The following is a 25,158-nucleotide window of genomic DNA, read 5'->3' on the forward strand; positions in this document are numbered from 1 at the left end:
GCATTAAAACAAAAAGGACGCAAGCCTCAGGCTCTGCGTCCTTTTTGTGTCTCAACCCTATACCTTGGCTGGTCCGCTGGAATCGCGCACAATAAGCTCATGCGGCGTCATGAAAACCGAGGTATTGCCACTGCTGCGTGTCTGTCCTTCCCACCCGTCGATGATCTGCACAACCCGCCGCGCCATTTCGAGATAGGGCTGGCGTATGGTCGTAAGCGCAGGCCAGACCGCCGAGGCAATCGGCGCATCATCAAAGCCCACGACCGACAGGTCACCGGGGATACTCAGGCCGCGCTTATGGGCCACCATGGCCACCGCCGCCGCGGTTTCGTCATTGGCGGCAAAGATGGCGGTCGGCGCGTCAGGCAGGGACAGAAGTATCTCTGCGGCCTCAATACCCTTTTTGAACATGAAGTCACCGCTGGCAAAAAGTTCAGGCCCCGGCCTTGGCAGGCCTGCGGCGTCATAGGCCTCAATAACCCCTGAGCGCCGGAGAATCGAGGCCGAGTGATCGGCATGGCCGGTAATGTGGCCAATGCGCTTATGGCCCAGTGAAAACAGATGTTCGACAATCTGACGCGACGCCGCCCGATCATCCATAACTACGGCAGGAAAATGGGTGTCATAGACCGAAGGCGCGATCAGAACGGCCCGCGCACCTTTTGTGCGCAAATAGTCCTTAAGCGGTGCAAAATCACAAAGCGTCGGCAGCAGCACCAGATCACGCACACGGCCCTCGGTCAGGAACCGGTCAACCCGCGCCTGCCAGTCCGGCATGACCCCTTCAAACAGCTCAACCGTCATGTGCTTTCCGGCCTCCATACAGGCGGTCAGAAGCGCCTGATGGAAACGGCTCTGATAACCCGAGGCCGGGTCTTCAAGCAAAAGCCCCAATGATGATCCGCCCCCCAGCCGCAACTGACGCGCCATGGAGTTGGGGCTGTACTCAAGTGACTTCATCGCCTCAAGCACCGCTTCGCGTGTCTTCGTCTTCACACGATCCGGTTCGTTCAGCACCCGTGAAACCGTCTTTGCCGACACCCCTGCCAGACGGGACACATCATATATAGTCGTCATGTCAAAGTGCCAATTCCACCCAAGGTTAATACCGGCGTCACCGCGCCTGTGCGCCCCGCCTTAACAGAAGCGTCATGATGCAACAAGGCCACAGTCTGTTCGTGATGTCTACGTGTTTCATGGTCAAAAATGACATCGATGACATTTTATATTGACACAATCAGGACATTTTGTCACACCAGAGGCACTTCATTGCGAAAAAACACCTATGGGAGGGATGTAAGACCGCATCAGACGGTCAGCAAAGCAGGTGCATTGTATGACAATATCATCAAGCAACGCCTGTCTCTCGCGAAAATGTCCGCCGAAAGATCAAAAGACATAACGGGGCCAAAACAAGACAATTGGCAGGACAAAAAAGGGTTCGAAATACAGGGTCGAAACCGCGTGTAGTGTGAAAAAGTACAACACAACAACATCCAGGGATGAAGCATAATGAAATACACCACCCCACACCACAGTCGCGCCGGGCGTGCGCGCAAATGGGCTTTGGCGCTTGGCGCCGGTGCCTCGGTGATGGCATTGTCCACAGCCACCTTTGCTCAGGAGGCCGCCACCGCAGACGAGGACATCACGACCGTCGTCATTACCGGCGTGCGGGCCTCACAACTTAAGTCGGTCGGTATCAAACGCCGCGAAGTGGCCATCGTCGACGCCATCTCTTCCGAAGACATTGGCAAGCTGCCGGACACCACCATTACCGACTCACTGCAACGCGTTCCCGGCGTACAGATTCGCCGCGACGCCGGTGAAGGTTCGACCGTTGATCTGCGCGGCCTGTCTCAGGTCATTACCCTGATGAACGGCGAACAATACTTAAGCGCCGGAAACCTCGGTTCGGCCCAGCCCAATCTGCTGGATGTGCCGTCACAGCTGATGAACTCGGTTGTGGTCTATAAGTCCACCGATCCGACCAATGTTCTGTCGGGCATTTCCGGCACGATCGATCTGCAAACCCGCCGTCCGTTCCAGTTCCGTGAAGGCCTGACACTCGCCGGTGCCATCGAAGGCCAGCGCGGCAGCCACACCAAGTCCGACGACCACCTGATCAACGGTCTGGTAAGCTGGCGTAACGATAAGGCAGGCATACTTTTGTCCGCCGCGACATCGGATGTGACCCTCGGCAACAACTATTCCGGCGTCAGTCAGGCTCTGTTTGGCAACAATGACTGGGGCGGGTCCGCTCCCAATAACTTCCTGTCGCCGCATGGCTATGACAGCTTCCACCGTGAAAACCAGCGCAAGCGTACTGGCTTCAATGCCTCGTTCGAAGGCAAGATTGGCGACAGCTATACCCTTATTGTCGAAGGCTTCTATGCCAAGCTTGAGGACTATAACCGCGCCGTGGGCCTGAATATTTCCAACCGCTGGGATGGGGCCGTATTCGGCACCTGGACACAGCCAACGGATTTCTCGGATACGGGTGTAACCGGTGGCAATGGCCGCCCGTGGGTCAGTGTTGATGAATATGACATCAACGCCCACTGGATCAACTCGTTTACGGTCAACCGCACCAACACCTCAGAATCCCACAACTACAACCTTGAACTCAAATACGATAACGGCGGCAAGTTCACCTATGAATTGCGCGCCATTTCGGCTGAGGCCAACCGCCTGAGCATGAACGGTCAGGTTCAGGGCGATCTGTCTAACTGGGGTTATGCCCCCGGCCGCTTCACCCTGTTCCGTCAGGCCGCAGACCGCACCCGCGGCACCTTCTATTCCAAGGAAATCTGCGATACCTTTGACGCCTCCCGCCGTTCCAACAGCATCACAGGCGCACAAGGTGGCTGTTACCTCAATCCGAACCCCGAAGGCTACGGCGAAAACCCGCAGCTGCATTATGACATCTCAGGCAAACATCCGGCATGGTCAGGCTTTGACACGCCCATCACCGGCGGTCTCGGCGCAGGCAAGACCTTAACGGACTATATGGCCAATCTGGGGTCATATGCGGTGGGTGCCTTCTCATCGGAAAATAACAACGAAGCCGATTCCCGTCTGAAAGTTCTGCGTTTCGACGGTCACTACGAATATGACGACCGCCTGTTCGGCCTGTTCAATAAAACCCACTTCGGCCTGCGCCATTCCGAACGTGACACCTCAATCACCCAGTTCCACCTGTTCTCGGACTTCTATGCCGGTAAGCCTGACCAGAACGGCGTCGTTCAATCCGCAGGCTGTGCCGCACAGTGGAAAGCCATTGACGTGGTAATGGATAACCCCCGCTGCGCGCGCGGCGAAATGGTGCCCCATGCTCTGGCAGGACAGCTTGATCCCGACGGCGATCCGTATCCGGCCACGATCTTCCAGCCCTATACGGTCAACCGCCCGACGCGACTGGATGAATATAACAACCCGATCTTTGTCACCGATCTGGGGGGTATTACCTCCGGTCTGCCGGGTTTCTGGGCCGCTGATCCGCGTGATTTTGATGATGCGGTCGGCTTCATGCAGAATGTTTTCGGTGGCGCTAACCGCGTCATCATTCCGGGCCAGTCCTATGACGTCAGCCTGGAAGAAAGCAACGCCTATGTTGCCGGTGATTTCGAAGTCGGCAAGCTTAAGGGTAATGCCGGTCTGCGTTACATCAAGACCAAGATCAATGTCCGTCAGAACGTCACCGACCCGACCCAGTATCCCTATGGTGATACCAACGAGGATATCGGCGACGTCTTTGATACCAACAGCTATTCGGACATCCTGCCGTCTCTGAACCTTGTCTATGACTATTCGGAAAAGCTGCGCTTCCGCTTTGCAGCCGCCAAGACCATGCAGCCGCTTGATCTCGGCAGCTATGGCGGCGGTCTGTCGATCACCACCTCGGATGACCAAACCCTCGGCATCCGCATTGCGACCGGTGCCTCTCAGGGCGGCAACCCGCAACTGGCCCCCTGGCGCGCCAAGAACTTCGATCTGTCGGCTGAATACTATCTCGGTCGCGCCTCTCTGGTTAACGTGGCCGTCTTCTATATCGATATTGCCAGCTTCGTAACCGGCGGTCAGACCACCGGCGAGTTCCCGGATCAGGACGGCGTCATTCGTCGCACCGTACCGGTTAACCTTCCGGTGCAGGGTGACGGCGGTAAGGTTCAGGGTATCGAGTTGTCAGGCAAGTTCTCGTTTGACGACTTTATCGATACACCGATCCTGCGTAACTTCGGTGTCGATACCAACTACACCTTCTCACCGTCCAAGGAACTGCGCCGCAGCATGGATGGCGACCGTCTGCCGTTCATGAACAACTCCAAACACCAGTATAATCTGGTCGGCTGGTACCAGGACGACAAGCTTCAGGTGCGCGTTGCCTATAACTACCGCTCCGCACGTTATATGGCCCTGAATACGCTCGGCGGCGACAACCTGCCAACCTATCAGGACAAGTCAGCCTATGTGGACGTCAACGCCACCTATGAACTGACCCCTCAGGTCGCCCTCTATGTCAACGGTTCCAACATAACCGGTGAGATCGAGGACTATTACTATCAGTTCGCAGACGGCAAGACGCAATTTGCCTTCCAGAACGAGTATGAGCCGCGTGTCACCTTCGGCCTGCGCGCCAAGTGGTAACAGTGGCGTAAACAGAATTCGGGCGCGCGCCTCTACCTGCGCGCGTCCGAATGATTAACGGTCTTACGATCGTTAATGTTTTCTTCCTGACTTGGCGGCAAGGCGAATGAGCTCCCTCTTTCACCTTTGCCGCCTTTTTCATTTGTTGGGCACGCGTTTTCAGCGCATTCTGACCAAAAACGACAGCACAGGGACGATGATCATGGCCGCGGCCCCCTTAAGCTCGGTAACTATTGTCGGTGGCGGCACCGCCGGATGGATGACGGCGGCGGCGCTGGCCAACCATTTCAAAGACAAGGTAAAAATTCGCGTCATTGCCTCCTCGCAGATTGCCACGGTGGGCGTTGGCGAAGCGACCATCCCGACCATTCGCAGCTTCTACCAGTCTCTGGGATTATCAGACGCCGACATCATCAGCGCCACGGGCGGCACAGTGAAGATGGCACTGGCCTTTCGCGACTGGCGCGGGGCCGACAGCGTTTTCTATCATGGCTTCGGCGGTTATGGCGAAGACTTCGGAGACGTCTCATTTTTGAATGTCTTCAATCGCCTGCGCCTTGAAGGCGACGAACTTGACCTTGACGACTACTGCCTCAGCACCTCCCTGGCCAAAGCGGGGAAATTCGCCATGACCGGCGGCAATGCGCCCTTTTACGGGGCCCATTTCGACTTTGCCCTGCACATAGATGCCGGACGCTACGCCGCCTTTCTGAAAACCTATGCCGAGGCGCGCGGTGTGACCTATACCGACGCCAAAATCACTCAGGTCAATCTTGACCCCGACAGCGGCCACATAAAAACGCTTGATCTCGATAATGGCACTGAGGCCGGTGGCAATCTGTTTATCGATTGCTCAGGCTTTCAGGGCCTCCTGATCCATAAGGCGCTGGGGGTCGGTTTCGAAGACTATGGCCAGTGGCTGTTCTGCGACCGTGCCTTTGCCGTTCAGGCCGAATCCCACACGCCCCCGCCGCCAACCATCGATGTCTATGCACATGATGCCGGTTGGCAATGGACAATCCCCCTGCAACAGAGAAACGGCACCGGCTTTGTCTATGCCAGCGATCACATGCGCGATGACGAAGCCTATGATGCCTTCCTGAAACGCATCCCCGGCAAGTTGCTACTTGAACCGCACCAGCTGAAATTCCGCCCCGGCCATCGTCATAAAGCATGGGAGAAAAACTGCGTCGCCATTGGTCTTTCTGGCGGTTTTATCGAACCCTTGGAATCGACGTCTATCGCCCTGATCCAGACCGGCATCGAAAAGCTGAAACAACTGTTTCCGGCGTCTGATTTCCATCCGGCCCTGCAACGCGAATATAACGACATCTTTGCCGCCGAATATGAGCGCGTGCGCGATTTCGTCCTGTTCCACTATTGCGCCGCCACCCGCGAAGACACCTCATTCTGGAAGGCGGTAAAGGCCGTCACCCTGCCCGACAGCCTGACGCGCAAACTGACGCTGTATAAGGAACGCGGCCATTTTGTCCGTTACCGCTGGGAAATGTTCCACCCGCAAAGCTGGCTGGCCATCTATAACGGCTACCGCATCTATCCTGATCAGGTTGATCCGGCAGCTCAGGCCATCCCGCTGAATAAAGCGCGACAAAGACTGAAACAGATGAAAGACCTGATTGCGCAATCGGTCGCCAGAGCCGCCTCTCATCAGGACTTTATTGATTACTGTAACCGTACCACACAGGGGAAAATCCATGTCAGAGCCTAAGAAAATCGTCATCGTCGGCGGAGGTTCTGCCGGATGGATATGCGCCGCGATTCTCTCTCACTTTCTGCCGCGCGGACGCCCCACCATCGAGCTGATTGAATCGGAAAAAATCGGCATTATCGGTGTCGGCGAATCGACCGTACCGCCCATTCTCGAAATGCTGCGCCGCCTTGAGATTGACGAGGCCGAATTCATCGCCGCCACTCAAGGGGCCTTCAAACTCGGCATCCGTTTCGACGACTGGCGCGTCAAGGGCGAAACCTATTACCACCCCTTTGGTCACACCGGCGGCATCATTGCGGGCAACGAATTTTATCAGTGCTGGCTCAGGGCCAAACACGAAGGCCACCCCTCTGACCTTCAGGACTTCGCCCCCGCCACTGCCATGGCGAAAAAGGGCAAGTTCATGCTGCCGTTCAAGGCCCGCAATACCCCCATCGGTTCGGCCGCCACGGCCCTGCACATTGATGCCTATCTGGCCGCAAAATATTTACGCACCTATTCTGAGAACAAAGGCGTTACCCGCCATGAAGGCATGATCGAACAGGTGCATCAGAACCCCGAAAACGGCTACATCACCGGCCTGACCCTTGATGACGGACGTCGCATTGACGGCGACCTGTTTATTGACTGCTCAGGCTTCCGCTCCCTGCTGACCGCTCAGACCCTTAAGGTCGATTTCATCGACTGGTCTGATCAGCTTCTGTGCGACCGCGCCGTCACCACCCAGACCACCAATATTCGCGATCCGCACCCCTATACCTATGCGGGCGCACAGGATGCCGGCTGGCGCTGGTGCATCCCCCTTCAGCATCGCTCAGGCAACGGCTATGTCTTCTCCAGCAGCCATATTTCCGACCAGCAGGCGCTTGATACCCTGCTGTCACAGGTCGAGGGCGAACAAACCACCGACCCGTGGTTTGTGCCGGTCAGAACCGGCATGCGCCGCGAACTGTGGCACAAGAATGTGGTCGCCGTCGGTCTGGCGGGCGGCTTTATCGAGCCACTGGAATCGACCGCCCTGCATCTGATTTACCGGTCTATGGAATTTTTCCTGCGCTTTTATCCAAAGGACGGCATGGACCCGGCCCTGCAACGCGAATTCAATCAGCGCATGGAAGCCGACTATACCGAGATCAAGGATTTCGTTGTCCTGCACTATTGCACCACCGAGCGCGAAGATACGCCCTTCTGGCGTGATGTCCGTGCCGCCAAAATCCCTGACAGCCTCAAGGAAAAGCTTGAGCTATACCGCGTCAATGGGGCCCTGCGCGAAGGCGTTGAAGACCTGTTCCGCGCCCCCAGCTGGCAGGCGGTGATGGACGGCATGCGCATCCGCCCGCGCAACCACAGTCCGCTGGTGGATCGCATCCCGAAAGATGAATTATGGGCGACACTGGATGCCACCCTGCCGCAGTTAAATGCTTTTGTGGACACCCTGCCCTCACATGGGGACTTCCTACGCACCCATTGCGCCGCGCCTCTGCCACCGGAACGGCCAAAGCGGGCTGTGCCCGCCTGAGGCCCTGAACCTTGATGTGCGGGCGACCTTGCTTTAGTAAACCCGCATGAACAAGACAGCGAAATGGCGCAGACGCCTGAGGCCCGAAGCCGTGAAACGGCGGACAGGGGCATGGCTTACCGCTCTGATCCGCAGACCCTCAGAACTCTGCACCCCCTATGAACGGGCGATGATTGAACATCAGGTGCACGAAGACGCCAAGCTGAGCGGCTTCTATTATCTGATGCTCATAAGCGCCTGCGGCATTGCCACCATCGGGCTGATGCAGTCCTCGGTCGCCGTGCTGATCGGGGCCATGCTGATTTCCCCGCTTATGGCACCGATCATGGCCATGGGCATGGCGCTGGCGCGTCTGGAATTTCGCGCCTTTCGTGACGCCAGTATTACCCTCACGGTGGGCACTATCGTGTCGATTCTGGCAGGTATCATCATCGTTTCGATCTCTCCGCTTAAGGAAGTCACCCCGGAAATTCTCGCCCGCACCCGTCCGACCCTGCTTGATCTGGGTGTGGCGGCGCTATCGGGCGTAGTCGGTGCCTATGTCACCATATCGCGTAAGGGCGGCGTCATTGCCGGTGTCGCCATTGCCACGGCCCTTTTGCCACCGCTGAATGTGGTGGGCTTTGGCCTTGCCACCGGCTCACTCAATATGGCGGGCGGCGCGTTTTTACTGTTCCTCACCAACGTGGTCGCTATTCTGGGCGCCGTATTTGCCATGTCACGGCGCTATGGTTTTGTGCCGCAGCAAATGCCCGAGACCCGTTGGGAATCCGCCGCCGTTCTTGCGGCCTTGGCCCTTATCTGCACGCCTCTGGCCCTGTCGCTTAAGGACATAGTTGCCGAAGCCCGCATGACCAATCAGGTGCGTGCCGATCTGGACACGGCTTTCCGCGCACAGGCGTCGCGCATCTCAGACCTGAGGGTCAATGTCCGCGGCTCTGAGGTACAGGGCGTCAACGCCATTGTTATTACGCAGGACTATGTGCCGGGCGTTGAAGCGGCCTTGCGTCAGAAATACAAGGATGCGCGTGAAATCAATGTCGAGCAGGTACTGGCCGCCAAGGACACCAGCCTCCTGACCGGGCCACGTAACACAGGCACAACCGCGCCTACCAATGATGCCTTCCTCAGCCAGATCATTTCACGCGTCGCCAGCATCGAAAACACCAGCCGTCAGGGCAAGCGTCTCGACGTGCAGGTGCGAATGAAAAACGGGGGCAATCTCACCGACTATTATAATCTTGAACGCGCCATGCAGCGCCTGATGCCCGACGACGAGATCAGGCTTATACCGCCGGTACTCTCGGTTGAGCCACTGCGTTTCAAACCTGACACGTCCGCCTTAAGCGATACAAGCACGGTTGAGCAGGCTTTGTGGGCGGCCAATCGCTGGAACGCCGCGCGCATTCAGGTGGTTATCCCTGTACCTGCGGGACGGACGGGTCTGGCGCAACAAAGGCTTGAGGCCGTCACCTCTGCCTTTGAGGCCGCTAACCGTGAAGGCGACCCCGAAGTCACAGTCAGCATCGCCAATATCCATCGCGCCCAGACGAATCGCACTCAGACAAATCGCAACGACACTATTGCGCAGATTGATCCGCCCGCCGATATATTCATTTTACCGCCGACCTCGGCGCAACCCTGAACCTGACCGGAGCTACCTATGACCGCTGACCTCAACACCATCCCCTTAAAGCGTATTGACGGCAGCGATGCTCGTCTGGCCGATTATGACGGCAAGGTGCGTCTGGTGGTCAATGTCGCCTCCAAATGCGGCCTGACACCGCAATATGAAGGCCTTGAGGCCCTCTATCGCGCCAAAAAGGACGAAGGTCTGGAAATCCTCGGTTTTCCGGCCAACAACTTCAAGGAACAGGAACCTGGCTCTGAGGCCGATATCCAGAATTTCTGCTCGACCACCTATGATGTGACCTTTCCCCTGTTCGCCAAGATCAGCGTTGCCGGTGACGACAAGCACCCCCTGTACCAGAACCTCACCGCCGCCCAGCCCGAAACGCTCGGCGACGAAAAGATGCGCGAAAAGCTCAACAATTACGGTATCCCGACCAACCCCAAGGGCGAAGTCCTGTGGAACTTTGAAAAGTTCCTTATTGCCCGTGACGGCACAGTGGCCGGTCGTTTCTCACCGGACATCGATGCTGCCGATCCCCGCCTGACGGACGCTATCGAAGCCGAACTCAAGAAGTAGGTTTACCCCTTCATACCTCCCCGAAGCGGGGGGACCTCTCTCCTCCCTATGCGAAAGCATGGGGAGGTGGATTTTTAGCGGCAGCTAAAAAGACGGAGGGGTATCTTGCTTAAGAAACCCTCCCGTCACTTTGCTAACGCAAAGCGCCACCCTCCCGCAAAGCAGGAGGGAGACGTAAGCAAGACGCCCTACTCCACAGGCCCGAGTATATCGGCTTCCATAATACTGAGAATATAGCCGGTTTTGACCTTCTCAGCCCCCGTAGACGCCCCCTGACGATCAGTCGTCACCTCAACAATATTGCCAAAGCCATCGCGGTCTTCGGTCGGCCCCGTCAGTTCGATACGGATCTTGCCCACGCTTTGAGCAGGCACATCAAAATCGACATAGCCGAGTGATTTCGGCGCTTCGCCTTCAAAGACGGTTTTGCCATCAAAGCTGATGCGTATCGGATAGCCCCGCACCCGCCAGCCGGTCAGACGCAGCGACAACTTTGACACCAATTGCGGTGACCCGAGATCATATTCGATCCACGCCCCCTCAGCCGTACCATCGCTGTTCCACATCGAGCGCTCATCATCATCGCGGCTCAGAGCAGCGTCCTGCTGATTGGAACCGGTTGTGATCTTCGCCACCGTCACCCCCCGCAAACTATCCGTATAGGATGGCGTCAACGGCGTTGGACCGCGCGACAGATTAACCGGCTGATAGTCTGAAGCGAACACATTCGATAAACCATCCCTGACCGCCACAGCCTTTGTGCGCGTCGTAATCGTCGCGGGCTTAAGCCCTTCGGCACTGGCAATCAGCTTCACCTGACCGGCCTTATCGGTCGAACGGATCAGCACACGGTTGATACCGCGTTCGACCGGCAATACCTCAGACAGGACATAGTTTTCCGACAGCTTCTTATCCGCCGCCGTTTCGTCCTGCGCGATACCGCCCTTCCAGACCGCCGCCCCTTCAAGCGCGAAATTGACCGCATTAAAGGCTGTCGGCACGCGCTGACCGTCCTTATCGACCACTTCGACATCGACCAGCATCAGGTCAATACCATCGGCCACAAAGCCACGCGGCCCGTTGATAGGCGTCAGTTTGATGGCCACCGGCGCACCAGCCGTTTTGCGCACATCCTCAGAGATACGCCCATCGGCATAATGGGTCACGGCCCTAAGCTCACCGGCGGCAAAGGCCACATTCTTAAAGGTGAACAGGAAGCCTTCGGAGCGTTCGCCAAAACCCAGCGACTGGCCATTGCGGAACAGTTCAACCCGCTCGCCATTGGCGGCGACAAAGATATCCTTCACTGTGCCTTCGGGATAGTTCCAGTGCCCGATGATATGTGTGTGATGGCCTTCGGAATCGACCCAGCCATCCCACATGACCTTATGCACCCACAGACTGTCCTTGGGCAGACGCACGGCATCCACTTCCCCCGAACGGCGGTAATTGTTGTCACCCCGGAAGTGCGAGTTGGAATCAGTGAAGCCGATATTGACACCGCCCGCACTGACCCGATCACCGGTGCCGGGCCGATACTGATAGAAATCCCACCAGCGCTTGACGTTTTCAACGGCAATGGTTTCGACATTGCGGTTATAGGCCGGACGATCCTTATGGAAGGGCGGGGTGAAATCATCCTGATAGGCACGCGCCGCCTCATCCCGCGAATATTCCATGGCCCACAAAGGCTTATGCTTACTCTTGTTGATGTACAGCATCTCACCGCCATATTCGGCGATGTCAGAGTCAAGCATCTCACGTGAGCCAATGGCGCGACCGCCATGCGGATCATACTGGTCACGCACCGCCTTATGCAGGGCCATGTGCGCTTCGTCTATGCCCTTGTTACCCGCCTCATAGAACAGAATGGACGGATTGTTGCGGTTATAGATGATGGCGTCACGCATGACCTCAACACGGTGTTCGCGGCGGCGATCCTTGGGGTCACCTTCGGAATCACCAGCGGGCATAGCCTGAATAAGCCCCAGCCGGTCAGAGGATTCGACATCCATCTTGGACGGCGTAACATGCATCCAGCGTACCAGATTACCATTGCCCTCAAGCATCAGATTATTGCCAAAATCGCTGACCCAGGGCGGCACAGATATGCCGACACCCGGCCATTCATTGGTTGTGCGCTGGGCATAACCCTTCATGACCAGAACCCGGTCATTCAGTTTGACCATGCCATTGCTGAAATCCGTTGAACGGAAACCGGTGCGGGTATCGATGGCATCAATCACCTTGCCCTTTTCGCTTAAGGTCGTGGTCACCGTATAGAGATAGCCATAACCCCAGCTCCAGAACTCAAGGTTCCCGACCCGCTGTGCTGCCTTAAGGGTCGCGGTTTCACCGGCCTTAAGGGTCGCCGTGTCGCCATTGAAACGCGCGACAACCTTGCCCTTGAGGTCGCGGATCACCACTCCATAGGTCAGCCTGCGATCGGCACCGGTCGTATTGGTGATTTCAGATTCCGCATGGATCGTCGCGGCCTTACCGGCAATGTCATAGTCGCTGCCATAGATATAAGCCCCCGTCGTCCCGAGCGACGAATAGATCGGCAGGGTCTGATAGACACCGCCGGTCAGGTGCAGGCTGACCGATTTGTTGATGCCGCCATAGTTGGCGTAGAAATTCTTGTCGCTCCACTGATAGCGGCTATTGGTCGCCCGTTCGCGGTAATTCCAGTCACTATCCACGCGCACCGCGATGATATTTTCGCCAGCCTTAAGCGCCGAAGTAATATCAAAGCCAAAGGCCATGACGCCGTTTTCGCTTAAACCAACCTTTGTGCCATTGACCCAGACATCCGCCGCATGGCGCACCCCTTCAAACTCGATAAACACCCGCTCAGGTTTTGCCCCCGCAGGCAGCCTGAAGCGCTTGCGATACCAGGTGATGCCGGTCGAAAGCTGGTGAATATCCCTGGCGAAGGCCTCATGTTCATTAAAAGCATGCGGCAGGGTCACCTTCTGCCAGCTGCGGTCATCAAAGGCGATCTCTGCCGGTGCAAAGGAGTCCGCCGCTTCACCGGTCTGCGTCAGCCAGCCCTGATCAAAGCTGAAACTCTGGCGCGGTGAGCTTTCGTGCGTTGACGCGCGGTGCGCCTCAGCCGTCAGGGGCGGCATGGCCATGACGGCGACTATGGCCGCCAATCCGGCGCTTTTGAAATTATGAGAGGCCACAGATACGTTCCTTTTTCCTATTATTCTTATTATTGGCGGCGGCGCAGACACCCCGACAGAGTTATCAGATTAATTAGTCTGATAACTCCTCAAACGCAACCCGTGACATTTTCCGTTGCGAAAAGATGGCACGAGCGCTCAACGGACAGGCTTGACTTTATGTTTTATTTAAATTTATATACATTTTAGGCAAATAAATTAAACCACGAGATTGAGCCATGACTCAAAAAATCCTGTCCTTGCGTCTTATTGGCGGGGCCACGCGATTAACCGCAGGCATCCTGATCCTCGCCTATGTCGCGCAACTGAGTGTTGCGTTGATGCAGCTTCCTTATGAAACAGATCGCTTGTGGCATAATGCCAGCCTGATCTCGGCCCATGTCGTAACCGTCCTGCCCGCCGGTTTTTATCTTATGGCGCTGGTGTCGGCAGGTGAGATTTTTACGCGCATGGAAAAGTACGGTGCCTTCACCGCCAGCATTGTCAAAGGTCTTACCGGCATAGGCGAAAACCTGATGTGGGGGGCTGTAACCGCCGTTGTCCTTGCACCGACACTGGTGCCGGTACTCGAAGGGCGCTTTCGTGGCATCCGTTGGGACATTCAGATCGAAAGCGTAACCATCGGCCTGATCGGCCTTTTGCTCTGGCTGATCACCCGTCAAGGCCAAAGCCTTAAAACCGAAGTGGATGGTTTCGTCTGATGCCGATTAATGTAACGCTTGATATCGCACTGGCCAAACGCAAGGTCAGGGCTAAGGATCTGGCGGCGCAGGTGGGTATTTCCGAAACTCAGATGTCCCTTTTGCGTACCGGTAAGGTTAAGGGCTTGCGCTTTGACACCCTGTCAAAAATCTGCCTGATTCTTGATTGTCAACCCGTTGATATTATTGAATATCTGCCCGACCCCGCCGACCTTACGTGCGATGAGACATAAAATTCATATCTGCGCCCTTGACTCGTACCGGCATCAAACCTACCTCTGACACGCCTTAGCACTCACCTTGCGTGAGTGCTAACACCCATTCACAAGCAATCGGAGATACCATAATGAGCTTTCGTCCATTGGGCGACCGCGTTCTGGTCAAAAGAGTAGAAGAAGAAGCCAAGACCAAGGGCGGGATTATCATCCCCGACACCGCCAAGGAAAAGCCACAGGAAGGCGAAGTGATCGCTGTTGGCCCCGGCAACCGTAACGACAAGGGCGAGCAAGTCGCTCTCGACGTCAAGGCTGGCGACCGCATCCTGTTCGGCAAGTGGGGCGGCACCGAAGTCAAGCTGGACGGCGAAGACCTGCTGATCCTCAAAGAATCCGACATTCTCGGTGTGGTTACGCGCTAAGCCTTAGCCGCGTTCACCCCCTATCCAATTAACGCATCCAAATAGGAAACACTAAAATGGCTGCTAAAGACGTATTATTTGCTTCCGACGCGCGCGACAAGATTCTGCGCGGCGTCAACATCCTCGCCAATGCCGTTAAGGTAACGCTCGGCCCCAAGGGTCGTAACGTCATTCTCGAAAAATCCTTCGGCGCGCCGCGTTCGACCAAGGACGGCGTTTCCGTCGCCAAGGAAATCGAACTGGCCGACAAGTTTGAGAACCTCGGTGCTCAGCTGATCCGCGAAGTCGCTTCCAAGACCAACGACAAGGCCGGTGACGGCACCACGACCGCAACCGTTCTGGCGCAGGCCATTGCCGTTGAAGGCCTCAAGTCTGTGTCTTCGGGCCGTAACCCGATGGACCTGAAGCGCGGTATCGACAAGGCCGTTGGCATCGTCGTCGCCGAAATCAAGTCGTCGTCGAAAAAAGTCACCACCAACTCCGAAATCGCTCAGGTCGGCACCATTTCCGCCAACGGCGACACCGAAGTCGGTGAAATGATCGCCCGCGCCATGGAAAAAGTCGGCAACGAAGGCGTCATCACCGTCGAAGAAGCCAAGACCGCTGAAACCGAACTCGATGTCGTTGAAGGCATGCAGTTTGACCGCGGCTACCTGTCGCCTTACTTCATCACTAACCCTGACAAGATGGAAGTGGTCCTCGAAGACCCTTACATCCTGATCTTCGACAAGAAGATTTCTTCGCTCCAGCCGATCCTGCCGATCCTCGAAGCTTCGGTTCAGTCGGGCCGTCCCCTGCTGATCATCGCTGAAGACGTCGAAGGCGAAGCCCTCGCGACCCTCGTTGTCAACCGTCTGCGTGGCGGCCTGCGCGTCGCTGCGGTCAAGGCACCGGGCTTCGGCGATCGCCGTAAGGCCATGCTTGAGGACATCGCCATCCTGACCGCCGGTCAGGTCATCTCCGAAGACCTCGGCATCAAGCTTGAGAACGTGACGCTTGACCTGCTTGGCCGCGCCAAGAAGGTAACGATCACCAAGGAAAACACCACCATCGTTGATGGCGTTGGTGAAAAGGCCGAGATCGAAAGCCGCGTCGCTCAGATCAAGGCACAGATCGAAGAAACTACTTCCGACTACGACAAGGAAAAGCTGCAGGAACGTCTGGCGAAACTCGCTGGTGGCGTTGCCGTGATCCGCGTCGGTGGTTCGACCGAAGTGGAAGTGAAAGAGCGTAAGGACCGCGTTGATGACGCCCTCAACGCCACCCGCGCCGCTGTGGACGAAGGTATCGTTCCGGGCGGTGGCACGGCCCTTCTGAAAGCCTCCAAGGTTCTGGCTGACCTTAAGGGTGACAACGACGATCAGACCGCCGGTATCGCCATTGTGCGCCGCGCACTTCAGGCGCCGATCCGTCAGATTGCTGAAAACGCTGGTGTCGAAGGCTCCATCGTTGTCGGTAAGATCCTTGACTCGAACGACGCTTCGTTCGGCTTCAACGCCCAGACGGAACAATATGTCGATCTGGTGGCTGACGGCGTGATCGATCCGGCCAAGGTTGTGCGTACGGCTCTGCAAGACGCGGCTTCGGTATCAGGCCTCCTGATCACCACCGAAGCGGCTGTCGTTGAATCGCCGAAAAAAGACGCGGCTCCGGCTATGCCCGGCGGCGGCATGGGCGGCATGGGCGGTATGGGCGGTATGGACTTCTAGGTTTCACCTCAAAGTCCTTCGCTACGCTCAGTGTACTTTTTCGGTGTGGTCGTTTCGAGAGCTTTCTCTCGGGGCGGCCCTTCGCGAAAGCTCACATCTTATCTAAGGAAAGAGCGGGTCGCATGGCCCGCTCTTTTTTTGTGCGGATTATCCGATTGATTTTGCAACCGGATCGCATAAGCTGCCCCCGTTAATTTCATACCACGGGGCACGCCATGACATTTGTTGAAGCGATTAAAAGCGCGTTTAATAATTACGTAAACTTCAAGGGCCGCGCGACCCGCTCGGAATATTGGTGGTTTATGCTGTTCCAGATTCTGGTTCTGGCCATTCCCTACCTCCTCCTGATCGGCGAAGCCTCACGCGGGCAAGCGGGTATTGGTACAGCGCTTTACTGGTTGATTGCCTTGGGCCTGTTTCTTCCTGGCCTTGGTCTAAGCTTCCGTCGCCTGCACGACACAAACCGCAGCGCCTGGTGGCTTCTGATTGGGCTTATCCCGCTTATCGGCGGCATCCTTCTGCTCGTATGGACGATCCTCAAAGGCACCGATGGCCCCAACAAATACGGCGAAGACAAGCTGAGACCCGATGTGGTCTCGACCTTCGAATAGGTAAAAAGGGCGGTTCCGGTGAGGAGCCGCCCTTTTTCATTTCTGTCCCTGCCCGTCATCCTGTAGCTGATTGGCCGTAAGTCGCGTCATCACACAGACAAACAACACCCACACCAGATTATTCTGCGACAGGATAAAGCTTTCCGACAGGATCAGAAAGCTGAACAAACACAGGATTAGCACTGAAAAATAGCCGTCCTTCACCCGCTCAAAGCGGAACAGGGCGCAGAAAAACGTCACCACCAGACACAGGCCAAACAACAGCACCCCGACCCAGCCCAGTTGCACCAAAAGATCAAGCCAGCCATTGTGCGCCGACGGCACCTTCCATCCGGTTTCCTCCCGCACCACCGCCGCAGGGATAGAGTCTGGCGTCCAGAACGCCTTATAGCCATAGCCTAGCCACGGGGCCTGATCCGACAACCGCAACAACGAATCCCAGATATCCGTCCGCCCTGTCAGCGTCGGGTCTTTCCCCAGCGCCTTGAGGACAACTTCCGGCATCAGAAAAAATACCGTCCCACCAATCAGGGACAGGGTCGTCGCCCCCCAGACGAACAGGATACTCAACACGCCCCCCCGCCTGAGCGCCATTAGAACCGGCAAGGCCGCCAGACTAAGCATACAGGCCAGCAGCGACGTCTTTGATCTCGACATCACCACCATAAAAAAGATCAGTACCGCCACGCCAATCCAGAACTTTCGCCGTTCCGGCACCATCAGGGCGCTGGCATTGGCGGCGATGAACCCCAGCGTCATCATGGCCGCCATCTGGTTTTTCTCCTGCCACAGACCGCGCCAGGCACCGGCATTGATATCGTCATGCACGCCCATTTTCGGATAACCGATACTCACCAGAAGACTTAGGGCCGCCAGAACCGCAAAGGTCAGGGCGACAATCTGCGTCAGGTCACGCCCCTTATAGCGCGTCCCCAGATACAGCCCGAACAGGGTGGTAAAGGCCAGCGCCAGAGAACGGCGACTGGTGACATCGGGCGCGATCGACCAGAACAGCGACGCATAGCACAACCCGATCAGTATGCCGCTGATGAACACCGCCGGTAAGGCCCGCATGAACATCGGCAATCGCAACAGCAAAAGCAAAAGCGTCAGCCCGTAAACCGGCAACCACAAAAGCCTCAGCCAGGCCGATTCCTCACTGCCCGCACTATCCGGCGCAAACAGCGGTGCCCACAGGGCATTGGTAAACATGAAGATACAAAAGCCGGTCAGCAGGGTTTCGGCTGTAAATATCCACAAACTCAGCCCGCTGCGTTCCGGAGCCGGAGCCTGTGGGACAGGGTCATCAAGATAGGTGGGCATACCGGCTTGGGGAATCCATACTTCAGTTCAGAACGTCCCTTATACAGACGAATCCTCAAAAGGACTTTAAGGATTTTTCCTCCCTATACGTCAGCATGGGGAGGTGAATCGGCGCGGCAGCGACGAGACGGAGGGGTATCTATGCTTAAAGCGCCCCCGCGCGCAAGCAGGCGCTAGAACGGGCTGAATTTCTCCATAAGCGACTGCGTAACCGGTGCCGCCTGCATGCGCGTGACATCCCCGCGCCCGCCATAGGATATACGGGCCTCGGCCATTTGCGTATGGCGCACCGTATTGGCCGAAGAAATGTCCTCAGGCCGTACAATACCCGATACCGTCAGTTCACGCACCTCGCGGTTAGTGCGCACCTCCTGCGACCCCTGCACCACCAGATTCCCATTCGGCAGCACGCCGGTTACCACAGCAGCAATGGTCAGGTTGATTTTTTCAGCACGGTTCACACTGCCCGAACCGGAAAAGCTGGTCGAACCATTGGCCGACAGGGCATTTTGCGGATTGAATTCACCCGGCAAAATTTTCCCAAGGCTCGACTCAAGCCCGAAAACATTGCCGACACCGGCACTATATTCGTTGTCACGCGCCCGTGCCGTGGTGTTCGAGGTCTGGGCACGGTCATCGATATTGATCTGCACCGTTAGGATATCGCCAATGCGACGCGCCCGCTGGTCATTGAAAAAGGCCCGCGCCCCCGTCCGCCACAAAGTATTGGCAGATGCCGGTGAGGCATGGTTTTGCGCCACCATGACCGGTTGCGTTTGCGGCACCAGTGCGGCTGGATATCCCATACCGGTTAGCTGCGGGCCATGCACGGCCTCCCCGACCGAGGCACAGGCCCCGAGAGAGACAAAACCCGCCAGAACACAGACAGCGACAAAAGACTTACGCATGACATTCACCTTATCTGGCACCTTATCTGGCGGAATAGAGAGATTGATTACGCAACTGTGTGGCCGTCTGGCCAATCACTGCCGTGCCGGGGCCGGTTACCACGACCTCGACCATTTTCTTTGACTGGGGGTTCTGCACCATCAGCACATCACCGACCGCCGCATCCTTTTGCGCCACGCCGCTCATGCTGAGGTTCAAGGCCCCCGCCGTCCAGGTCACGCGCACCTGCTCTGAACGTCTTATGACCACAGGGTTTGACAGATCCGAACCACGCACCACCGCCCCTTCGCGGATCGGATAGCGCACGCTCTTGCCGATGACATCCGCGGCCTCAAGACCGGCACCGGTGGCCATATGGCTCTGCACCGGCTGATAGGAAACATCCGAAGGCCCGACAATCTCATTGGCCCCCATCGAGCGGCTGAAGACCAGCATCTCACGGGTGCGGCCTGCTTGTGTTGTGGGGGCCTGTGTTGTGGGGGCCTGTGTTGTGGGGGCCTGTGTGGTGCGAGTTGTCCCCGAAGATCCATCCGATCCGGCACTGACCACAATGCGGCGAAGGCCTTGCGGATTATCCCAGTAGGCACCGGCCTGACGGGCCATGGCCTGAACGCGACCAGCATCGAGCACAGCCGTTGGCCCGACGCGACTGCCGAGCACGACATGGGCCGCGTTTCCGGCATTGTCGAACACATCGCCAATCGTGATGCGCCCGTCGGCATCGGTGACGGACGGTTTCAGCACCAGCACGCTTTGCGCGGAAACAGGGTGCGCCAGACCTAACATGCCCGCAACGGCACCGGTCAGCATCAGCATATAGACGGATCTGTGCATGGGCTATCCTTCCGTTATGACCTGAGCTGTGAAGCAACCGACAGCATTTCATCGGCCGTGGTGATGACCTTGGAGTTCATCTCATAGGCCCGCTGCGCCACGATAAGCGCGGTGATTTCTGACACCGCATCAACGTTCGAGGCTTCGACATAATGCTGCATCAGCGTGCCGTAACCGATCTCACCGGGGGTCGCGATATTGGCAGGGCCCGAAGCGCCCGACTCAAGGAACAGGTTGTCACCGATCGCCTCAAGACCGGCCTCATTATAGAAGGTGGCAATCTCAAGCTGACCCACGACCACCGGCGTCGTCACCCCGTCCTGAATGACCTGCACCTGACCGGATTTCGAGATCGACACATCGGTTGTGTCCTGAGGGATGGTGATATTGGGCTGCACCAGATAGCCATCCTTGGTCACCAGCTGGCCCTGATCATTGACCGCGAAGTTACCGGCACGGGTATAGGCGGTTTCCCCTGACGGCAGAAGGATCTGGAAATAACCCTTACCATCAATGGCAATATCGTAGGTGTTCTCGGTACGCGTCGGTGAGCCTTGCGTCATGATGCGATAGACACTGCCCGTCTTCACACCGGCACCGACCTGAATACCCGTAGGCACAACGGTACCGGTTTCCGAAGACTGCGCCCCCATGCGTTCAACGTTCTGGTACAGCAGGTCCTGAAATTCAGCCCGCTGACGCTTGAAGCCGACCGTGTTCATGTTGGCGATGTTGTTCGAGATGACCTCGACATTCATCTGCTGGGCGGACATACCGGTCGTAGCGGTTCTCAAGGCGCGCATAGTCTGTCTCCTACCTCACTCTTAGCGTCAGGCCGAACGGCCAAGCCGCTCAACGGCGGTGCGGTTTAATTCCTGATTTTGTTCGATGATCTTGGATACCGAGGCATAGGCCCGGTTGATTTCCACCAGCTTGGTTATCTCGGCAATCGCATTGACGTTCGACGCCTCAAGCAAACCCTGACGCACACGCGCATCGGTCGCCGGCACCGGCGGCACATTGGTCGTCGCGGCAAACAGATTGTCGCCGCGTTTTTCGAGATCGGCCAGATTGCCAAAACGCACAACACCGATCTTGCCGACCCGCACAGCCCCGTCTTCGGCACGCTGGCTGACAATACCGTCCGGTGAAATGGTTGGCTCGCCATATTGCGGATTAAGACGGATTTCACCGCCGCCATCGCCCTGCACCACAAGGCCGTTCTGCGTCGTCAGAACGCCTTCGTTATTGACCGTAAAGGCCCCGTCACGGGTATAAAGATTACCGTTCGCGCCATTGACGACAAAGAAAGCGCCTTCGCCATCAATCGCCAGATCGTAAGGATTGCCGGTCTGAAGAAAGGTGCCTTGCGAAAAGTCACGGCCAATGCCCTTATCGAAGGCAAAATGGGCGGCAGTCTTGATCGGGTCATTAAAGGTCGGGCGGCCACGCTCAGGACTGACCAGAAGCTGCTCGAACTTATAGCCCGTAGTGTTCATATTGGCGATGTTATTAGCCGTCACATCCAGTTCACGGCGCAACACCAGCTGACGCGACAGGGCAACATAGGTCGTATTATCCATCCGGCGCGTCCTTTCCTTTGCCTGAGCCACCCTTAAAAGTGGCGTTAACCATAATGATTAGGGTTAAGCAAAAGCCGTGCCAGTTGTAAGTAAGTAATTACTTATTTGTTATTGTTGTATATTTTTTTTCAGCCCATAAAAAGACCCGGCAGGAATGGGTAAATCCTGCCGGGTCGATGCTATCATACCTCCCTGCCTTTGGCGGGGAGCAACCATGTGGATTAGGCGTATTTGATCCAGGGTGTTTTTCGTTTGAGCACGATGTTGGCGGCTTCGATAAGCTTTCGCATGATAGCGACGATGACGACTTTTTTGGGCTTGCCGCCGTCGAGCAAGCGTTGCGCGAAGGCTTTGAAGCCTGAGTTCATGCGTTTGGCAGAGAGGGCAGCAAGATAAACGAAGGTTCTGGGCCTTGAGCGCCCGCCGGTGATGAAGCGCTTGCCGTGAAACTGGCCGGAATCACGGTCGAATGGCGCAACCCCAAGCAGGGCCGCGGGCTTTCCAGGTGCCATGCGGCCCAGTTCCGGCATGCGGATAACCAGGCTCATGGCCGTGATATCGCCCACACCGGGCAGGCTTTTCAGGAGTTGAAACCGCGCCTTGAGGTCAGGATGTGCGCGGATCGCTTCGAGGATCAGCTGACGAAGCCGGACTTTCTGAGCCTCCAGATAGAGAATGCGCTCGCTGTCCATGGCCTTTATGACCTCAAGCCGATGGTGCTCACACAGGGTTCTGACCTGCGCCAGAAGCTGGCTGGTTTGCTCGTAGGCCGTCATAAGTTCCGCCAGATCAACCAGATACGGGTCAAACCGGGCGACAACGCCTTCATAAGCAGCCGTCGCTTTGGCGATAAGATGCGCATCGGCCTTGTCCGACTTCAGGCGGATACGGCGATAACGCGCGAACGCCCTGACCTCCAGCGGCTGAAGCACGATGGCTTCGAAGCCGGACGCTTCCAGCGCTTCGCGTACATCGCGCTCGTACTGGCCCGAAGCCTCCATCCCGACCCGATGGACGCCCTGATCGCGCAGCCAGACGACCATCTGCGCCAGACCTTCCGGCGTATGGTGGAACCGCTGATGATGGCTAGCTTCGCACACATCAACATCCAACCATAACTTGCCGATATCGACACCGGCCACGCCTGTGATAGACTGTACCTGTTCCATGATCTCAACCTTGTGTCTTCGGGCCTTAACGCCCATGCAACCATCCGAGGCAGGAACCCAATGGTGGTCAAGCTCCCCGACAGCCCTCAAAGGCTAAGGGGGTAACGACCCTTCCAATGGACGGGATCAGCGATGGTCAGATCTCTGATCCCAACCCATCTTCTCACATATTCTACAAACAAGGGGGACCGCTTTGCGCAAGCAAAGGGGTGGTGGGGTATCTTTTACAGTCAGAAAGCAAGAAACCCCATCCGTCAGCGAAACAAACGTTTCGCCGCCACCTTCCCCATCATGAGATGGGGAAGTATGCTCCAACCTACGGCCTAATCGCTTCCTCAAACGGGCCAACCGGAAGCGCACTGTCATACAGCGTACAGGTCGGGCTATCGGCCCAGCAATAGCGCACATATTTCGCCGTCCCGACCGCCGGCCCGGTCAGGCGCACCTGATCCCCCGCAAGGGTGGCTGGCGCATACTGACAGGTTGAGCGATCCTCTTCACACAGCTCAAAACTGATCGGGAAGGCGGTGCTGTAGGACACCAGCGTCCCGTCAATCTGACCGAAGCGGATCACCACCGTCCCTGCAGTGCGCGTCACCGATACCGGCACCGGCCCTGAACGGGTATGGCTGGCCTTATAGATCAGCGACTGCGCCGCCCGCGACAAACGCTTGCCAACGGTCGTTTTATCCAGCGGGTGAATATCATTCGGATCACCAATATCCAGTGTCACCGCCAAAGCCGCATTACCATCCTTAGTGACCGCCTGACGCTGAGCTTCACGGATATGCGCCCACCAGGAATCGACCGGTTTGACGGGGCGCGGCCCGAAATCAGCCAACTGCACCACAAGGAACGGCAGGTCATCGCCGAACTGACCGCGCCAGTCCTTAAACAGTGCCGTCAGCAAGGCCTCATAGGTGAAGGGTTCACCGGCATTGGACTCGCCCTGATACCACAGCGCGCCTTTAAGGCCATAAGCCCCGATCGGCGCAATCATGCCGTTATACAGGGTCGTCTGTCCGCTGATATTGCCCCAGGGCGCGCTTGGCGGGTTACGCTGATCGTGCGGCACGCTATGGTAATGCCAGCCGTCATCGAGCGCCACCGAACTGCCGTCAGCAAAAGTGATATGACGCGGCGTCTCCGAGAACAGACCGCCATAGCTCCACAGATCAAGCACGTTGATAGTGATGACATTATCACCGGCCTTAAGTGTGCCTGCCGGTATCTTATAGACACGCGGCGTAGACGGCCCTGCGGTGTAGCCAACACCTACACCATTGACCCAGGTCTGGTCGATATCATCAATCGGCCCAAGGGTGAGGGTGGCATCGCCCTGCGCCTGAGCGGCCGATAGTTTCACGCTTTTGGCGTACCACAGCGGCCCATTATAGGTTTTCAGTTCATCTATCCCCCAGTTTTCAAAATACTGGGTCACATCCGGCACTTTTGGCCATTTATTGACATCTTTGGGTAAGGCACCCCACGGCGCACCCTCGCCGCCGCTCGCGGCCCACCAACGAGCGAAGTCATTGCCGAATTGACCATAGGCCGCGGCTTCGTCCTCACCATAAAGCTTAAGCAAATCAAGCGATTCCTCATGCCCTGGCACGGCGCGCAAACCCTGCTCACTGATCCACGGACGAATATTTGACCCGCCCCATGAGGCATTAATCAGGCCAATCGGCACCTTCGTCGTCGTTTGCAGGTCACGGGCAAAAGTATAACATACCGCCGACCAGTGCGGCACAGTCTCCGGTGCCGCTTTCTGCCAGTGTACCGGTGTATTGAACTGCACAAGCGGCTTAAGGCTGTCATGCTTTTCCACATTCAGATATCGGATCGTCTCATTGGTAGACTCCGACGCCAGACTGTCAGCCCCATAGGACCGGCTAACCGGCCATTCCATGTTCGACTGACCGGAACACAGAAAAACATCGCCAACCAGCACATCATTGACGACCTGAGTGGCACCGGCTGAGGTCTGCACCTCAAGCCGGAATGGCCCACCGGCAGACCTTGCAGGCAGGTTCGTTTGCCAACGCCCGTCAGTTCCCGCAATGGCATTTGTTATCGTACCATCAAGCGACAGCGTAACCGTTTCGCCTGCACCGGCCTGCCCCCATAGCGTTACAGGTTTATCCCGTTGCAAAACGGCATGATCCTGAAACATGTCCGCCAAAAGGGGTTTAGTATCGGCCATTCCCCACGTGGGTAACAATAGCCCCGCCAGTGCCGCACCATAAATAAGCGCCCGCATCCGTCTTCTCCCGATATCGTTGTTTTGCCTTAACTTAACGCGCCAACCGCCTGACAGCAACGGAGAAAAATACAGTTTTTTTAATGTCTTATAATTTAAATATTTGAAATACAAATACCGGACG

Annotated in this window: 19 protein-coding genes; 10 read left to right on the top strand and 9 right to left on the bottom strand. The window is 56.8% G+C overall.

The features are described 5' to 3' along the window. Positions 1-57 precede the first annotated feature (57 nt). Positions 58-1,077 carry a LacI family DNA-binding transcriptional regulator gene (locus tag E5201_RS00730; protein WP_140984083.1) on the bottom strand — a complete coding sequence of 340 codons (1,020 nt, stop codon included), beginning with the start codon at positions 1,075-1,077 and terminating at the stop codon, positions 58-60. Positions 1,078-1,512: 435 nt separating this feature from the next. Here E5201_RS00730 and E5201_RS00735 point away from each other — a divergent pair, with 435 nt between their 5' ends. The 5 genes from E5201_RS00735 (at position 1,513) to E5201_RS00755 (ending at position 10,107) form a co-directional block, all read left to right on the top strand. Beyond that, positions 1,513-4,647: a TonB-dependent receptor gene (locus tag E5201_RS00735; RefSeq protein WP_140984084.1), complete on the top strand. Its 3,135-nt coding sequence runs from the start codon at positions 1,513-1,515 to the stop codon at positions 4,645-4,647. 202 nt (positions 4,648-4,849) lie between these two features. Then, positions 4,850-6,376 carry a tryptophan halogenase family protein gene (locus E5201_RS00740; protein ID WP_140984085.1) on the top strand — a complete coding sequence of 509 codons (1,527 nt, stop codon included), beginning with the start codon at positions 4,850-4,852 and terminating at the stop codon, positions 6,374-6,376. Continuing rightward, positions 6,363-7,898, top strand: a complete 1,536-nt coding sequence (locus E5201_RS00745) for a tryptophan halogenase family protein (RefSeq protein ID WP_140984086.1) — start codon at positions 6,363-6,365, stop codon at positions 7,896-7,898. The genes E5201_RS00740 and E5201_RS00745 overlap by 14 nt, the downstream gene beginning before the upstream one ends. Positions 7,899-7,944: 46 nt before the next feature. Beyond that, the gene (locus tag E5201_RS00750) at positions 7,945-9,543 is read left to right on the top strand and encodes a DUF389 domain-containing protein (RefSeq protein ID WP_140984087.1); all 1,599 of its coding nucleotides are present in this window, start codon (positions 7,945-7,947) and stop codon (positions 9,541-9,543) included. 18 nt (positions 9,544-9,561) lie between these two features. After that, on the top strand, positions 9,562-10,107 hold the full coding sequence (locus tag E5201_RS00755; protein WP_140984088.1) for a glutathione peroxidase: 546 nt from the start codon (positions 9,562-9,564) through the stop codon (positions 10,105-10,107). 188 nt (positions 10,108-10,295) lie between these two features. Here E5201_RS00755 and E5201_RS00760 read toward each other — a convergent pair whose 3' ends face one another. Further along, positions 10,296-13,295, bottom strand: a complete 3,000-nt coding sequence (locus E5201_RS00760; RefSeq protein WP_140984089.1) for a sugar-binding domain-containing protein — start codon at positions 13,293-13,295, stop codon at positions 10,296-10,298. A 218-nt stretch (positions 13,296-13,513) separates the two neighbouring features. On the opposite strand from E5201_RS00760, the gene E5201_RS00765 reads away from it, so the two are divergent. From E5201_RS00765 to E5201_RS00785, 5 genes are all read left to right on the top strand, one after another. Then, a complete protein-coding gene (locus tag E5201_RS00765) occupies positions 13,514-13,996 on the top strand; it encodes a DUF2975 domain-containing protein (protein ID WP_140984090.1) in 483 nt (160 codons plus the stop codon). After that, the gene (locus E5201_RS00770; protein ID WP_140984091.1) at positions 13,996-14,229 is read left to right on the top strand and encodes a helix-turn-helix domain-containing protein; all 234 of its coding nucleotides are present in this window, start codon (positions 13,996-13,998) and stop codon (positions 14,227-14,229) included. The genes E5201_RS00765 and E5201_RS00770 overlap by 1 nt, the downstream gene beginning before the upstream one ends. A gap of 113 nt (positions 14,230-14,342) precedes the next feature. Next, on the top strand, positions 14,343-14,633 hold the full coding sequence (gene groES / locus E5201_RS00775) for a co-chaperone GroES (RefSeq protein WP_140984092.1): 291 nt from the start codon (positions 14,343-14,345) through the stop codon (positions 14,631-14,633). A 56-nt stretch (positions 14,634-14,689) separates the two neighbouring features. After that, complete coding sequence (gene groL / locus E5201_RS00780; protein ID WP_140984093.1) at positions 14,690-16,342, top strand: chaperonin GroEL; 1,653 nt, start codon at positions 14,690-14,692, stop codon at positions 16,340-16,342. Positions 16,343-16,557: 215 nt separating this feature from the next. Beyond that, positions 16,558-16,953: a DUF805 domain-containing protein gene (locus tag E5201_RS00785; protein WP_140984094.1), complete on the top strand. Its 396-nt coding sequence runs from the start codon at positions 16,558-16,560 to the stop codon at positions 16,951-16,953. A 36-nt stretch (positions 16,954-16,989) separates the two neighbouring features. On the opposite strand, the gene E5201_RS00790 is transcribed toward E5201_RS00785, so the two are convergent. From E5201_RS00790 to E5201_RS00820, 7 genes are all read right to left on the bottom strand, one after another. Beyond that, positions 16,990-18,276: an O-antigen ligase family protein gene (locus E5201_RS00790; RefSeq protein WP_140984095.1), complete on the bottom strand. Its 1,287-nt coding sequence runs from the start codon at positions 18,274-18,276 to the stop codon at positions 16,990-16,992. Positions 18,277-18,449: 173 nt separating this feature from the next. After that, positions 18,450-19,184, bottom strand: a complete 735-nt coding sequence (gene flgH, locus E5201_RS00795) for a flagellar basal body L-ring protein FlgH (protein WP_140984096.1) — start codon at positions 19,182-19,184, stop codon at positions 18,450-18,452. A 22-nt stretch (positions 19,185-19,206) separates the two neighbouring features. Next, the gene (gene flgA, locus E5201_RS00800; protein ID WP_140984097.1) at positions 19,207-20,019 is read right to left on the bottom strand and encodes a flagellar basal body P-ring formation chaperone FlgA; all 813 of its coding nucleotides are present in this window, start codon (positions 20,017-20,019) and stop codon (positions 19,207-19,209) included. A gap of 14 nt (positions 20,020-20,033) precedes the next feature. Beyond that, positions 20,034-20,822: a flagellar basal-body rod protein FlgG gene (gene flgG / locus E5201_RS00805; RefSeq protein ID WP_140984098.1), complete on the bottom strand. Its 789-nt coding sequence runs from the start codon at positions 20,820-20,822 to the stop codon at positions 20,034-20,036. 27 nt (positions 20,823-20,849) lie between these two features. After that, positions 20,850-21,602: a flagellar basal-body rod protein FlgF gene (gene flgF / locus E5201_RS00810; RefSeq protein WP_140984099.1), complete on the bottom strand. Its 753-nt coding sequence runs from the start codon at positions 21,600-21,602 to the stop codon at positions 20,850-20,852. Positions 21,603-21,823: 221 nt separating this feature from the next. Beyond that, the gene (locus E5201_RS00815; RefSeq protein WP_181404499.1) at positions 21,824-22,771 is read right to left on the bottom strand and encodes an IS110 family RNA-guided transposase; all 948 of its coding nucleotides are present in this window, start codon (positions 22,769-22,771) and stop codon (positions 21,824-21,826) included. A 316-nt stretch (positions 22,772-23,087) separates the two neighbouring features. After that, positions 23,088-25,034 carry a sialate O-acetylesterase gene (locus E5201_RS00820; protein WP_181404500.1) on the bottom strand — a complete coding sequence of 649 codons (1,947 nt, stop codon included), beginning with the start codon at positions 25,032-25,034 and terminating at the stop codon, positions 23,088-23,090. Positions 25,035-25,158 lie beyond the last annotated feature (124 nt).

It is taken from the genome of Asticcacaulis tiandongensis (genome assembly GCF_006475605.1).
Classification (GTDB): Bacteria; Pseudomonadota; Alphaproteobacteria; order Caulobacterales; family Caulobacteraceae; genus Asticcacaulis; species Asticcacaulis tiandongensis.

What these genes read in the sequence shown, in the direction of transcription:
- E5201_RS00730 (WP_140984083.1), bottom strand. Translation starts at nt 1,077, where the DNA reads ATGACGACTATATATGATGTGTCCCGTCTGGCAGGGGTGTCGGCAAAG.
- E5201_RS00735 (WP_140984084.1), top strand. Translation starts at nt 1,513, where the DNA reads ATGAAATACACCACCCCACACCACAGTCGCGCCGGGCGTGCGCGCAAA.
- E5201_RS00740 (WP_140984085.1), top strand. Translation starts at nt 4,850, where the DNA reads ATGGCCGCGGCCCCCTTAAGCTCGGTAACTATTGTCGGTGGCGGCACC.
- E5201_RS00745 (WP_140984086.1), top strand. Translation starts at nt 6,363, where the DNA reads ATGTCAGAGCCTAAGAAAATCGTCATCGTCGGCGGAGGTTCTGCCGGA.
- E5201_RS00750 (WP_140984087.1), top strand. Translation starts at nt 7,945, where the DNA reads ATGAACAAGACAGCGAAATGGCGCAGACGCCTGAGGCCCGAAGCCGTG.
- E5201_RS00755 (WP_140984088.1), top strand. Translation starts at nt 9,562, where the DNA reads ATGACCGCTGACCTCAACACCATCCCCTTAAAGCGTATTGACGGCAGC.
- E5201_RS00765 (WP_140984090.1), top strand. Translation starts at nt 13,514, where the DNA reads ATGACTCAAAAAATCCTGTCCTTGCGTCTTATTGGCGGGGCCACGCGA.
- E5201_RS00770 (WP_140984091.1), top strand. Translation starts at nt 13,996, where the DNA reads ATGCCGATTAATGTAACGCTTGATATCGCACTGGCCAAACGCAAGGTC.
- groES (WP_140984092.1), top strand. Translation starts at nt 14,343, where the DNA reads ATGAGCTTTCGTCCATTGGGCGACCGCGTTCTGGTCAAAAGAGTAGAA.
- groL (WP_140984093.1), top strand. Translation starts at nt 14,690, where the DNA reads ATGGCTGCTAAAGACGTATTATTTGCTTCCGACGCGCGCGACAAGATT.
- E5201_RS00785 (WP_140984094.1), top strand. Translation starts at nt 16,558, where the DNA reads ATGACATTTGTTGAAGCGATTAAAAGCGCGTTTAATAATTACGTAAAC.
- E5201_RS00790 (WP_140984095.1), bottom strand. Translation starts at nt 18,276, where the DNA reads ATGCCCACCTATCTTGATGACCCTGTCCCACAGGCTCCGGCTCCGGAA.
- flgH (WP_140984096.1), bottom strand. Translation starts at nt 19,184, where the DNA reads ATGCGTAAGTCTTTTGTCGCTGTCTGTGTTCTGGCGGGTTTTGTCTCT.
- flgA (WP_140984097.1), bottom strand. Translation starts at nt 20,019, where the DNA reads ATGCACAGATCCGTCTATATGCTGATGCTGACCGGTGCCGTTGCGGGC.
- flgG (WP_140984098.1), bottom strand. Translation starts at nt 20,822, where the DNA reads ATGCGCGCCTTGAGAACCGCTACGACCGGTATGTCCGCCCAGCAGATG.
- flgF (WP_140984099.1), bottom strand. Translation starts at nt 21,602, where the DNA reads ATGGATAATACGACCTATGTTGCCCTGTCGCGTCAGCTGGTGTTGCGC.
- E5201_RS00815 (WP_181404499.1), bottom strand. Translation starts at nt 22,771, where the DNA reads ATGGAACAGGTACAGTCTATCACAGGCGTGGCCGGTGTCGATATCGGC.
- E5201_RS00820 (WP_181404500.1), bottom strand. Translation starts at nt 25,034, where the DNA reads ATGCGGGCGCTTATTTATGGTGCGGCACTGGCGGGGCTATTGTTACCC.